Here is a 12,351-nt window from a genome sequence, read left to right on the forward strand (position 1 = left end):
TCGAAAGGAGTTGGCGTAGTGAAGGTTTCGGTCGATGCCAGTCGCTGCCAGGGGCATACCCTCTGCGCGATGATCGCGCCCGACTCGTTCGAACTCGACGACGTCGACGGTCATTCATCTCCGGTGTCGGACGTGGTGCCTGCCGACCAGGAAGATGCGGTCCGGGAGGCAGCGCAGTCCTGCCCCGAGCAGGCCATCCTCATCGAGGAATGAGGCCGGCCAATGACAAAGGGAGACAACGCCGTGAGTATCGGCCGTAGCGATGAGCCGCTTGCGCGAGGAGCAGCCGTCGATGTCGTTACCGACGACGACCGCAAGAAACACAAGATCCAGTTCGACCGGCACACCCCGGAGTACCGGGAGCAGTTCCAGGACATCACCGAGGAAATGCACGCCAAGTGCCCGATGGCCTGGACCGATGTCTACAACGGGCATTGGATCGCCGCGGACAGCAAGCACGTGTTCGAGCTGGCTCGCTGTCCGGTGGTGTCCAATCACCACGACATCAGCGGTGAGACTCCGTTTCAGGGCATCACCATCCCGAAAGCCAGCCGTGCCACCGTCGTTCGGGGCGGCATCCTCGAAATGGACGAGCCCGAACACAGCGCGTACCGCGGTGCGCTGAACCCGTATCTGTCTCCCGCGGCGATCAAGCGCTGGGAACCGTTCGTCGATGAGATCACCAGGGCCGCACTCGACGAACACATCGCGTCGGGCCGGATCGACTTCGTCGAGCACCTGGCCAACGTGGTGCCCGCGGTCTTCACGCTGGCCATGATGGGCATCGAGCTGAAGAAGTGGAACGTCTACAGCGAGCCCACCCATGCGTCGGTGTACACGCCCGAACACTCCCCCGACCGGGAGAAGATCAACGAGCAGCACCGCGAAATGGGCATCGACATCATCAACAACATGATGGAGATCCGGGAGACCCCGCGGCCGGGTCTGGTGAATGCTCTGCTGCAGTTGCGGATCGACGGCGAACCGGCCCCCGACATGGAGATCCTGGGCAACCTCGGCCTGGTCATCGGTGGAGGTTTCGACACCACGACGGCGCTCACCGCACACGCACTGGAGTGGCTCGGCGAGCACACCGACGAACGCGACCGGCTCAGCCGGGAACGAGACAGCCTGCTGCACCCCGCGACCGAGGAGTTCCTTCGGTTCTTCACCCCGGCACCCGGTGACGGGCGCACCTTCGCCGAGGACGTCGAGGTTGCGGGGCACCAGTTCAAGCAGTACGAGCGGCTGTGGTTGTCGTGGGCGATGGCCAACCGGGACCCGTCGGTGTTCGACAGGCCCAACGAGGTCGTCCTGGATCGCAAGGGCAACCGGCACTTCAGCTTCGGCATCGGCGTGCACCGCTGCGTGGGTTCGAACGTGGCCCGCACGGTGTTCAAGTCGATGCTCACCGCGGTCCTGGATCGGATGCCGGATTACGTGTGCGACCCGGAAGGCGCCATTCACTACGACACGATCGGCGTCATCCAGGGCATGCGGAACCTGCCCGCGACCTTCACACCAGGGAAACCGCTCGGCCCCGGCCTGGACGAGACCTTGGAGAAGCTGCAGCGCATCTGCAATGAGCAGGAGTTGGCCCGGCCGATCACCGAGCGCAAGGAAGCCGCCGTCATCGACTGACGCAACCGACAGCGGTTTCGCGAGGACGCCTTGTACGTCTGCCGCCTGTTAACCTCGAATGAGGTCGGGTCCGGCAAACGTGCAAGGCGTCGCCTTCTTGGGCGAACAACATGGGGGTTCCAACAGGTGATCAAATCTTTCAAGTACATCGCGGCCGCTCTCGGTGGGCTGGCCCTGTCCGTTCCGCTGGTGACGGGGGTGGCATCCGCCCAACCCGATTTCAGCGGCGTGGTCAACACGACGTGTAGCTACGAGCAGGTCATGGCGGCGCTCAACGCGCAGCGTCCAGACCTTGCCCAGCAGTTCAATGCTTCCCCGTTCGCCCAGGGTGCGTTGCGTAACTTCCTGGCCTCGGGGCCTGCCCAGCGTCAGCAGACGGTGGCCCAGCTGCAGGCCAGCCCGGCCGCTCAGGAGTACTTCGGGCCGATCAATGCGATCGCGGGCAGCTGCAACAACTACTGACATGTTGAGCCGGTCTTGACCGGCATCCGCGCCCATCCCCGCACGCTTGAGGTGTGGGCCATGGTCGCGCATTCGTAGTCGACCGTCCAGTCGGTCCAGCGCTTCAGGACCTCTTCGAAGGCCACCCTCGCCTCAAGCCGGGCCAGTGCCGAACCGAGGCAGAAATGCAGCCCCTGGCCGAAGCTCAGATGGCTGCCTTTGCGGTGGATGTCGTAGCGGTCCGGATCGATATACCGGGTGTCGTCCCGGTTGGCCGAGCCGTTGAGCAGCAGCATGTAGGACCCTTCGGTCACAGTGTGCCCGTACAGTTCGACATCGGCCGCTACGTAGCGCGCCTGTACCGGTGACGGCGGTTCGAAGCGCAGTGTTTCCTCCACGGCCATCGGGATCAACGCCGGATCGGCGGCGAGCTCATGACGTTGGTCGGGGTGCTCCGCGAGAAGCTGTCCCATGAAGCCGATGAGCCGGGCCGTGGTTTCACCCCCGGCCCCGGCGATCATGGCCGTGTAGGCGAGAACTTCGGTGCGGTCGAGCCGGCGCCGCGACCCGTCCGGCTCCTCCACCTCCGCGTTGATCAATTCGGTCATCAGGTCGTCGGAAGGATGGGTAGCCCGCCACTCGATGTAGTCCGCGAACTCCGCGAGGGACTCGGCGAAGATCGCCCCGCTGATGTCGCCGGCCTCATTCCCGACCGAAATGCTCTTGTCGGTGCGGTCACGGATCTTCTCCTGCCCCTCCTCGGGAATCCCGAGCAGGTACCCGATGGTACGCATCGGCATGATCGCGCCGAGGTCGGCGACGAAGTCGAATCCGCCGCTGTCCATCAGTGGATCTAGTGCACGAGAACAGAATCCACGCACCAGGTCTTCGACGGCCAGCATGCGCCGGGGCGTGAAGACCCGGGACAGCAGACGCCGGTGCAGATCATGCAGTGGCGGGTCCTCGAACAGCAGGATGCCCGGCGGCACCTCGATGCCGCTGAACAGGATGTCCGCCGTTGTACCCCGCCCCGACCGGTAGGTCTCCCAATCGGGCAGGGCCTTGGCCACGTCGTCGTAGCGACTCAGGGCGTAGAAGTTGTACTTGTCGTTGTAGTACAGCGGAGCTTCTTGACGCATTCGCCGCCAGATCGGATACGGGTCGTCGTCAATCGCGAAGTCGAAGGGGTCGTAATACAACTCCACCGCGGGGTCGACCGTCACCGTCGTTCCACCTTCCAATCATGCCGTGTTCCTGATGATTGACCGCCGGGCGTTACTTGGGCTGATTCGGTACCCCGGGGAAGAACTGCTCGGTGGGTCCTGCTGTCACCCAACCGCCGAGCTTGGTGACCAGGTGCGGTGCGAACACCGAGGCGTAGACGGCATGGCCGACCACGATCACGGCGATCACCGACAGCACACCCGATTGCAGCCGGGTCGCCGAAATCCTGTCTGCCCATATCTCGATCACGTTGCGGCCCTGGGAATCGGTGCGGCCCAACAGATACGTGAACACCATCATCTGCAGACCCATGGCGATGGCGTCGTAGATCGGGTACTGGTGCTTGGTTCCCTCCCACAGCCCCAATCCTTCGATCACATAGCCGTAGTAGAACAGGCCGAGCCGCGCGCCGATGATCGCGTTGAAGAACAGGGCCCAGAGGAATCCCACAGCGAAGCCCACCACAAGCAGGGTCTGCGGTCGGCGCCAGTTCCATTTTCCGCACACCCAACGGCCAAGTGCCGCACCGATGATGGCCGGCAGTACGAAGTACCCCATGTAGCCCACCGGAACTGCCGAGGGCAGTCCGCCGCCCCAGGTCATGTTGAGCGGCCACCAGGACGGCATCCGCGGTAGTTCGGGCGGGAACTGCGCATACACCGCCCAGTCGTACGGTGCCTCGATCCAGGAGAACGAGAGCGCCGAGATGCACAACAGCAGCAACGGATGCAGACGCCCACGCCGCACACTCAAATAGACACCGACGGCCAGGAAACCCAGCCCGCTGATGTATGCGAACGCCACTCCGGCGTTGATCAAGACCTGCACGCTCACTGACCCGCCTCCGGCCCCGGTGAGGGTTGCGGCTCAGGCGGTGTGCGACGCGCCTCCGGGTCGAAATACACCACCAGGCCGACGATCAGGACGATCAGGCCAAACAGGGTGCCCAACATGATGATTGCGCCCATTGCCCCTCCTCGGAGAACTACTGGGGCCCGTTGGGCCACTTGAGCAGGGAACCGGCATCGACGCGGATGTGTGCCCGGTGATGTAGCGGCTCTCCTCGCTTGCCAGGAATACCCCGAGATTGGCCATGTCCTCCGGTTCGATGTACGGGATCGGCATCGCCTGGAACAGGTTGAACAGGGGTTCGGCGTCCTCGCGGGTGGCCGTCTTGCCCGCGGCCTTGAGGTCGGGGCGGAACACCCCGTACATGCCCTCGTTCTGCAGCAGATGGGTGTTGCAGTTGGTCGGGTGGATGGCGTTGACCCGGATCATCCTCGGTGCCAGGTGAAGACACATCTCGTCGACGTACTCCATGACGATGCGCTTGCTCCAGCCGTACCCCGCTCCGCCCGGACCCATATCCGGGCTGGTCGTGGTACCGCGGATCATGCCCGCGGTGGAACCGGTCACGATGATCGACGCGCCGTCGGGCAGATGCGGTATCGCCACGGCGACGGTGTTCATCACGCCCAGCAGATCGACGTCGGAGGCGTCGACGAACCCCATCGGATCAGGATTACCCATCGCCATCGGCAGAATGCCCGCGTTGGCGACGACGATGTCGATCTTGCCGAGATCGGCGATCCCGGCCTCGACCGCGTCGCGCAACTCATGACGCTCCCGGACATCGGCCACCCGTGCGACGACGCGGCGGCCGAGTTCCTTGATCTTGCGTTCGGTCTCGGCGAGGTCCTCGGGTGTGGCCAGCGGATAGGGATTGGACGGGATGTCTCGGCAGATGTCCGCCGCGATGATGTCGGCACCTTCCTTGGCCATCGCCACCGCATGCGCGCGGCCCTGCCCACGTGCCGCTCCGGTGATGAAAGCGACCTTGCCGTCGAGCTTTCCGGTCATGTTGTGCTCCTCTTGATGTGCGTGCTCAGCCGAGCGGCGTAAACGTGATATGCAGTGCGGCGAGACCACGCATGATGAACGTTGGCTCGTACGCGTAGTCGCGGTTGTCCGCTGGGCCGTGGTGTTCCTCGGAAATCGCGATGTCGCTCATCCGATCGAGAATCCTGTTCAGCGAAATGCGGCCTTCGGCTCGGGCCAGTGGGGCTCCCGGGCAGGAGTGGACACCGCGAATAAAGGCGATCTGCTCCCGCACATTGGCACGGTCGGCCTGGAATGAGTTGGGGTCGGGGAACTTCCGCTCGTCACGGTTGCACGCACCGGGAAGTACCATGACGGTCGTCCCGGCCGGCACCTCGACATCACCGATGCTGGTCGCCTTGCTGGCCATCCGGAAGTGCGATTTGACCGGGCTCTCCAGCCGCAGAGTCTCTTCCAGGAAGGCCGGAATCTTGCTGCGGTCCTCGCGCAGCAACTTTTCGAACCCCAGATTGTCGCCGATGAACCGCACCGCCGAACTCACCAACTTCGTCGTGGTCTCGGTACCGGCCGCGAACAGGAACGTCGACAGGTTCATGACGTCCTCGATCTCGGGTGTCGAACCGTCCTCGTACTTGGCCTGCGCCAGTCCGGTCAGCACATCTTCACGCGGCGCCCGCCTGCGGTCCTCGATATAGGCGTAGAACTTGTCGTTGAGCCACTGCAGCGGGTTGTGCGTTGTCGGTGCCTCCTTGCCGAGCTCCCCCACAGTTTCGAGTGCGAACGCCGCCTTGAATTCCTCGTGATCCTCGGCGGGGACACCCAGCAGGTCGGCGATGACCAGCAGCGAGAACGGTTTTGCGTAGTCGGCGAGAAATTCGCAGCCGCCCTTGTCGATGAACGTGTCGAGTTGCTGGTCGGCCAGCCGCCACATGAAGTCTTCGTTTTCCTTGAGGCGCTTGGGGGTGATCAGCTTGTTCATCAGGCCGCGGGTGCGGCTGTGGACCGGCGGATCCTGCGAGGTGATGTGCTCGGCCATCGGAACCTGCCCGCGGTGCTGCTCGATCAGCTCCGAGACGTCGTCGCTGTCCCCCGGCCCGAACGGCAGGCCGGAGAACGGCCCGGCCACCGACACACACGAGGAGAACGCCGGGTCCTTGTACACCGCAAGCGCCTCGTCGTACCCGGTTACGGCGAGGACGTTGAACGGGGTCGCAGGCGCCACAGGGCATTTGGACCGCAGGTGGTCGAAATAGGGGTAAGGGTCAGGCACCAGTGCCGGGTCGGTGAAGAAATCCACAACGTCGAAATCGGTCACATCAGGCTCCTGACGGGTCGAACAGAACTGGCAACGAGGTCGGTGATCGGAAGACCTGTCCGCGGATGTGGGGATCGTCGCCGTCGGGGTCCAGACGCAGGTTGGGCAGCCGATCCAGCAGAAGGTCGACAGCGGTACGCATTTCGAGTCGCGCCAGGTGCATGCCCAGGCACACGTGCACCCCGTGGCCCCAACCAAGGTTTCCCTTGGCTGTCCGGAAGATGTCGAACTCGTCTGGGTCGGCCCACCGATTTTCCTGCCGATTCGCCGAACCGAGCATCGGCATCACCGAACAGCCTGCCGGAATGTGTACCCCGCCGAGTTCGGTATCGCAGGTGGTGGTGCGCGTGATGGTCAGCAGTGGCGGGTTCCAGCGCACCGCTTCCTCGATGGACTGTGGCAACAGCGACCGGTCGGCCCGGACCGCGTCCAGCTGCGTTGTGTCGGAGAGCAATCCGAAGAGCAGATTGCCCAGCGACCGATACGTGGTCTCCACACCTGCGGGCAACAGCAGTCGCAGGAACGAGAAGATCTCCTCGTCGGTGAGCTTCTCACCGTCGATCTCAGCCTCCGCCAGAAGACTGATCATGTCTTCCTTCGGTTGGGCTCGGCGGGCCTGGAGGATGGGTGCGAAGTACTCGCACAGTGCAGCCGACGCCGCCAGGCCGCGCTCCGGGTTCATGATCCAGCTCAGCAGCGAGATGGACCAGCGCTGGAATTGCGGATAGTCCGCCTCGGGCAGCCCCAACAACCCGGCGATGACACGGCTCGGATAGTCGAAGGTGAAGTCCTTGACCAGGTCGACCTTGCCTTTGGAGGCGAACTTGTCGATGAGCTCGTTGGCGATTCGCCCGACCAGTTCGTCTTCCCACCGCGCCAGGGCTTTTTGCGAGAACGCCTTGGACACGAGCGAACGCAGCCGACCGTGCACCGGTTCGTCCATACCCAGCATCACGCGCTCACCGAGCACCGGGCCGAACGCCGCGATGACACCCGACGACGAGAACGTCAAGTTGTCGCGCAGCATCTGCTGGGCGTCCTCGTAGCGGTACACGATGAAGACAGGCATGCCCTGCTCCCCCGGCATCGCCGACATGTCGATCCGCTGGATCGGCTCCTCGTGCCGAAGCCTGGCGAGCTCCGGGTAGGGGTCGCGAACATCGCCCGACACGGCATCGTCGAAGGAGCCGAAGTCCTCGAGGTCTTCAAATAACTGGGGCATAGCTTCCTCCTTCTCTCGTTCTCCTCTACCGTGCCGGGTATGCGACGGACTTGATCTCGGTGTACTGCTCGAATCCGGCGATGCCGTTCTGGCGTCCGACGCCGCTGTTCTTATAGCCGCCGAACGGTGTGTCGGCGCCGTAGCCCGCGGTACCGTTGAGCCCGATGAACCCGGCGCGAAGCCGGCGAGCGACGGCGAGCGACCGCTCCAGCGAGCTCGACATGACGTTGCCCGCGAGTCCGTAGGGGCTGTCGTTGGCGATCCGGATGGCATCCTCTTCATCCTCGTAGGGAATGACGACGAGAACCGGTCCGAAGATCTCCTCCTGGGCGATCGTCATCGCGTTGTCCACATCGATGAAAAGTGTTGGGTTGACCCAGAATCCCTTGGCATACAGATCCAGTGCCGTCGGCGCCTGCGTACTGCCGACCAGCATCGTGGCGCCCTCGTCGACGCCTTGTCTGATGTAGTCGAGGATGCGCACCTGCTGCCTGGCCGAGATGACCGGGCCACACAGGGTTCCGGGGTCCTGCGGGTCACCGGGCACGATGTTCTCGTAGATGGCCTTCAGAATCGCGACTCCCTCGTCGTAGCGGGAACGCGGCAACAACATTCGGGTGGGAGCGGCGCAGCCCTGCCCCGCGTGCAACAGCGGACCGATACCGATCAGGCAGGCGGTGTTGAACGCTGTGTCATCCAAATCCTCCAAGACGATCGTCGCTGACTTACCGCCGAGCTCGAGGAAGAGCCGCTTCATCGTCGCAGCACCTTTCTCCATGATCCGCTTGCCCACCGTCGTGGAGCCGGTGAACGAGATCATGTCGACCTTGGGCGACAGGGTCAGCTCTTCGCCGACGAGGTGGTCCGATGCCGTCACGACATTCACGACGCCCGCGGGGATGTCGGTGTTCTCGGCGATGAGCCGGCCGAGCCGCGTGGCGTTGAACGGCGTGTCCGGCGCCGGCTTGAGCACCACTGTGTTGCCGGTCGCCAGCGCCTGCCCCAGCTTGTTGATGGCGACCTCGAACGGAAAGTTCCACGGCACGATGGCGCCAACCACCCCGACCGGCTCACGCCACACCTTGCGCGTCGTGTTCACCCCGGTGACGGAGACGAGGGTATCCCCGAGATCCGTTTCCCACGGGAACGTTTCGATGAGCCGGGCGGGGAACTTGAGGCCATCGGCCAGCGGAGCGTCGAGTTGCGGCCCGTGCGTCACCGCACGCGGAGCACCCACTTCGGAGATGAGTTCCTCACGCAACTCGTCCAGCTCAGCTTCGATTGCCTCGTGTAATTGTTCGAGGCACCGCTTGCGGAATTGGTGGTTGGTCGACCAATCGGTCTGGTCGAACGAACGGCGGGCCGCCGCGATGGCCCGGTTCATGTCGGTCTTGGAGGCGTCCGAAACCTCTCCGAGCACCTCCTCAGTCGCCGGGTTGATGTTGGCGAATGTCCCAGTCTGACCGTCGACCAGTTTGCCGTCGATCAGCATCCTCGATTCGAAGTCAGCCATGGCCTGCACCTTTTCGTCGCAGTGCGCCGAACCGCGGGATTCCCATCATCAGCCGCGTCATCTGATGCAGCCCAGCAGCAGGTAGTAAGCGGTTGGCAATCAACAACATTCGTGCGTCACGTCCAACCGCCGTCCTGACGAACGGCTTCGAGCCGTCGAGCGCCTTCGTCAAGCCCGCGGCGAATATCTCCGGCGACTTGGCCGCGTGCTTCATCATGGCCCGCCCACGCTTGTCCATCGTGCGGTGGTGGGCAGCGTACGGCCCGTCCAGATTGCGGTCGTCGGTAGTTCCCGCGTCGGTGATGATCTCGGTGTCGTAGGTCCCGGCGACCAGGATCGTCACACCGATTCCAAATGGGGCCACCTCACCGGCCATCGATTCACCCCACCGCTCCAGCGCGCCCTTGACCGCCGAATACGGCGCCGTGGCAGGCATTCCGCGCACACCCGCTGCGCTGGATATCAGCACGATGCGGCCGCGGCCGGCCTTTCGCATGGACGGCAGAAGAGCCTTGGTGAGCGCCACCGGGCCGAAGATGTTCGTGGCGAACATGCGCTCCCAAAGGTCAGGCGAGCTCTCCTCGACCATTCCCGCCGCCGAGATACCGGCATTGTGCACCAACGCATGCGGCGCGCCGACGGCCTCTTCGATCGTCTTGGCTGCCGCGGCGATCGACGCAGTGTCGGTGAGGTCGAGCTGGACGCCGAGCAGCCGGTCGTCATCCTCGCGGGCTCCTGTCGCCTCGCGCAGTAACGGCATTCCCCGCTCGGGCGTGCGCATCGCAGCGACCACGCGCCACCCCTCGCGATAAAGGCGCGCGGTCGATGCGAAGCCCAGCCCGCGGGACGCCCCGGTGATGACGACGCTGCGCGGTTCGGTGCTGCGGGGCTCAGCCATGGTTCTCCGTTGCGCACCTGTCGCTCTTCGAACCCAGTTCGACGTCGGGGTTGCGAGACGGCCCCTGCTGCCAGGTGGACCACTTGCCGACCGAGTACGGCCCCTCGGCTCCGTTCGCCCGGTAATAGCCCTGCGGGTCATAGATCTTCGCCTCTGGGTACGGCCACGGGCAGGCGACCGAGGTGGCCAACCCACTGGCCTTGATCGCCCAGAACCAACCGCCGTAAGCGAAGTACGACACGTTGATGATCGCGAACATCACCAGGAAGGTGCCGAGGACCGGCTTGGTCGGGAACAGCCTCGCCTTCGCGGCGAGCTTCTCCGCCACCGACTTTCCGGTGTCGTCGCGATACACCAGTATCGCCGCCGGGATCATCACGAAGGTCACCGAGAGCGACTCCCAGATCAACGGGAACTGGAAAGTGCTGCCACCGAACATCGTGCCGAACGGGATCGCCTGCGAGTAGATGTACAGCCCGGTACGCACCAAGCTGACCTCCAGCACGGCGTCGAAGACGAAGCCGATCACCAACACCAGTGCGCCCAAGCTGATCAGCGGGTGCCGTGCGACGAACGCCTTTGGTCCGTGCCTGGCCTGCAACTTGCGCAGGATCCAGACCGCCGGAAAGTACGGGCCGAAATAGAACAAGACGTAGCCGAACACGATGAAGGGTTCCACTGTCGGCGACATCATGATCAGCAACCAGGATTCCGGCCAGTGCAACAGCATCGGGTTGTAGACCGCATACGGCGACCAGTTCATGATCGGGTCCTGCCACACGATCAGCGTCGTGCACAAGACCATCAGCAATACCGGGCTTCCTGGGTTCTTCCGCCAGCCGAGGATGAAGGCGACCGTGAACACCACAACTATGGTCACGGCCCCCACCTGCGGGATGACCTGCCAGTGATCGAACGAGGTCAGGAAGCCGACCGGACGTGGCCTGCCTTCGACATTCGGGTTGGCCACCCGTGGGTCGACTGCGGTCCGCCCGACTGCGGCGAACAATCCCAGGAAGCCCAGCCAGGCGATCAAAGAGATCACTCGGCCCCAGTTCGGGCCGTTGCGCGGTGGTCGCTCGACCCGCGAGTCTGACGGTGGGGATTCCTGTGTCGTCATGTCAGTCCTCCCCGAACCGGTCGACCAGGTGCGAATTGACACCGTCCGCATCGAGGGTCCGCGCGACCAGGTATCCCGAGCCCATCCACGCGCGCCGCGTCCACTTCCCCAGGGACACCCGGGTTCCGGGCGCACCGGAGGCGGCGGGCATCATCTTCACGCGCTCAAGCGCCTCCTTGACCCCGCGCGGGCTCAACGGATGGGCGTCGGTGAAGGCGCGCACCAGCGTGGCCGCGACGTCGTGATTGACCACCGACACGCAGTACTCGGGCCGACTGCCGTTGTACCGCTTGGCATACCGGTCGAGCCAGGCCTGTCCGACCGGGTTGCCCTCGTCGTACTGATCGACCCCAACCCAGCCCAGGAACGCCTGCCACATGATCGGGTTGACCCACGCATTCTGAAATGCGGTGGTGGTGAAGCGCGGCGGATCCCAGTCGACAGCCTCCAGTGCCGGGTTGATGAACACGATTCCGAAACCGAAACCGAGATGAACGATGGCCTCGGCCTTCGCTTGGTGCAGCGTGCTCACCGCGGTATTGATGTCCTGCGCCGTCTGCGCGATCGCGGCTTCGGCGACAATACGAATACCCTTGCGGGCGCATGCACTTCGCAGGTTCTTCAGATAGCTGTCACCGATCAGGTTCTGCTCGACCAGGACGCCGATCTCGGTCAGGCCCCGCTTCGCCACCAGATCGGCCAGAAAGATGGGTTCGTCGGTCATCGACCCTTGAGGGAAGGCGAATGTCCAGTCGCCGAGCCAGTCGTCGGTCCCGGTGACGCTGATCGCCGGTACCTTGAAGCGCTCTTCGATCGCTTCCCGCACCGGCACGCAGTTGTCGGTGATGTTCGGTCCGAACACCACCAGGCAGCCTTCGTCGACGAGTTCGCCATAGGCATCGATGACCGCCTTGACCGAACCCTTCGGCAGCCCCTCCACCTCGCGGTAGATCATCTGCACCGGCCGATCCATCAGTCCCTGTTCCACCGCCTCGGCGAACACGAGATCGAAGGTCCGGGTGAATGAAGCCTGCAGCTCCTCGGGGAATCCGGGCGGCAATTTGAAGTCCATCAGGTAGCCGACCTTGATGGGTTCCGCAGTGCTCTCGTACGACATCTGACCTCCCCGGCAGGCAGC

11 protein-coding genes and 1 pseudogene are annotated in these 12,351 nt (G+C 64.0%); 3 read left to right on the forward strand and 9 right to left on the reverse strand.

The window, feature by feature from the left end; all coding sequences use genetic code 11:
• Positions 1-18 precede the first annotated feature (18 nt).
• The 3 genes from ACZY08_RS25155 to ACZY08_RS25165 all read left to right on the forward strand — a co-directional run bounded on the left by ACZY08_RS25155 (position 19) and on the right by ACZY08_RS25165 (position 2,103).
• Positions 19-213, forward strand: a complete 195-nt coding sequence (locus ACZY08_RS25155; protein ID WP_454791145.1) for a ferredoxin — start codon at positions 19-21, stop codon at positions 211-213.
• A gap of 36 nt (positions 214-249) precedes the next feature.
• Positions 250-1,641 carry a cytochrome P450 gene (locus ACZY08_RS25160; RefSeq protein ID WP_463747503.1) on the forward strand — a complete coding sequence of 464 codons (1,392 nt, stop codon included), beginning with the start codon at positions 250-252 and terminating at the stop codon, positions 1,639-1,641.
• A 126-nt stretch (positions 1,642-1,767) separates the two neighbouring features.
• Positions 1,768-2,103, forward strand: a complete 336-nt coding sequence (locus ACZY08_RS25165) for a hemophore-related protein (RefSeq protein WP_463747331.1) — start codon at positions 1,768-1,770, stop codon at positions 2,101-2,103.
• On the opposite strand, the gene ACZY08_RS25170 is transcribed toward ACZY08_RS25165, so the two are convergent.
• The 9 genes and pseudogenes from ACZY08_RS25170 to ACZY08_RS25210 form a co-directional block, all read right to left on the reverse strand.
• On the reverse strand, positions 2,097-3,305 hold the full coding sequence (locus tag ACZY08_RS25170) for a cytochrome P450 (protein WP_463747332.1): 1,209 nt from the start codon (positions 3,303-3,305) through the stop codon (positions 2,097-2,099). The genes ACZY08_RS25165 and ACZY08_RS25170 overlap by 7 nt on opposite strands.
• 52 nt (positions 3,306-3,357) lie before the next feature.
• Complete coding sequence (locus ACZY08_RS25175) at positions 3,358-4,140, reverse strand: spirocyclase AveC family protein (protein WP_463747333.1); 783 nt, start codon at positions 4,138-4,140, stop codon at positions 3,358-3,360.
• A 151-nt stretch (positions 4,141-4,291) separates the two neighbouring features.
• Positions 4,292-5,166, reverse strand: a pseudogene (locus ACZY08_RS25180) (mycofactocin-coupled SDR family oxidoreductase).
• A gap of 25 nt (positions 5,167-5,191) precedes the next feature.
• Positions 5,192-6,460, reverse strand: coding sequence for a cytochrome P450 (locus ACZY08_RS25185; RefSeq protein WP_463747334.1), 1,269 nt, complete (start codon positions 6,458-6,460; stop codon positions 5,192-5,194).
• 1 nt (position 6,461) lies between these two features.
• Positions 6,462-7,682: a cytochrome P450 gene (locus ACZY08_RS25190; protein WP_463747335.1), complete on the reverse strand. Its 1,221-nt coding sequence runs from the start codon at positions 7,680-7,682 to the stop codon at positions 6,462-6,464.
• A gap of 25 nt (positions 7,683-7,707) precedes the next feature.
• On the reverse strand, positions 7,708-9,195 hold the full coding sequence (locus tag ACZY08_RS25195; RefSeq protein ID WP_463747336.1) for an aldehyde dehydrogenase family protein: 1,488 nt from the start codon (positions 9,193-9,195) through the stop codon (positions 7,708-7,710).
• A complete protein-coding gene (locus tag ACZY08_RS25200) occupies positions 9,188-10,093 on the reverse strand; it encodes an SDR family oxidoreductase (protein ID WP_463747337.1) in 906 nt (301 codons plus the stop codon). The genes ACZY08_RS25195 and ACZY08_RS25200 overlap by 8 nt, the downstream gene beginning before the upstream one ends.
• Positions 10,086-11,213, reverse strand: a complete 1,128-nt coding sequence (locus ACZY08_RS25205) for a spirocyclase AveC family protein (RefSeq protein WP_463747338.1) — start codon at positions 11,211-11,213, stop codon at positions 10,086-10,088. Before ACZY08_RS25205 ends, ACZY08_RS25200 begins: the two co-directional genes overlap by 8 nt.
• Position 11,214: 1 nt before the next feature.
• Positions 11,215-12,330, reverse strand: coding sequence for an ABC transporter substrate-binding protein (locus ACZY08_RS25210; RefSeq protein ID WP_463747339.1), 1,116 nt, complete (start codon positions 12,328-12,330; stop codon positions 11,215-11,217).
• Positions 12,331-12,351: the final 21 nt, after the last annotated feature.

This window comes from Mycobacterium sp. IDUB_9, from assembly GCF_055419505.1.

What these genes read in the sequence shown, in the direction of transcription:
- ACZY08_RS25190 (WP_463747335.1), bottom strand. Translation starts at nt 7,682, where the DNA reads ATGCCCCAGTTATTTGAAGACCTCGAGGACTTCGGCTCCTTCGACGAT.
- ACZY08_RS25195 (WP_463747336.1), bottom strand. Translation starts at nt 9,195, where the DNA reads ATGGCTGACTTCGAATCGAGGATGCTGATCGACGGCAAACTGGTCGAC.
- ACZY08_RS25200 (WP_463747337.1), bottom strand. Translation starts at nt 10,093, where the DNA reads ATGGCTGAGCCCCGCAGCACCGAACCGCGCAGCGTCGTCATCACCGGG.
- ACZY08_RS25205 (WP_463747338.1), bottom strand. Translation starts at nt 11,213, where the DNA reads ATGACGACACAGGAATCCCCACCGTCAGACTCGCGGGTCGAGCGACCA.
- ACZY08_RS25210 (WP_463747339.1), bottom strand. Translation starts at nt 12,330, where the DNA reads ATGTCGTACGAGAGCACTGCGGAACCCATCAAGGTCGGCTACCTGATG.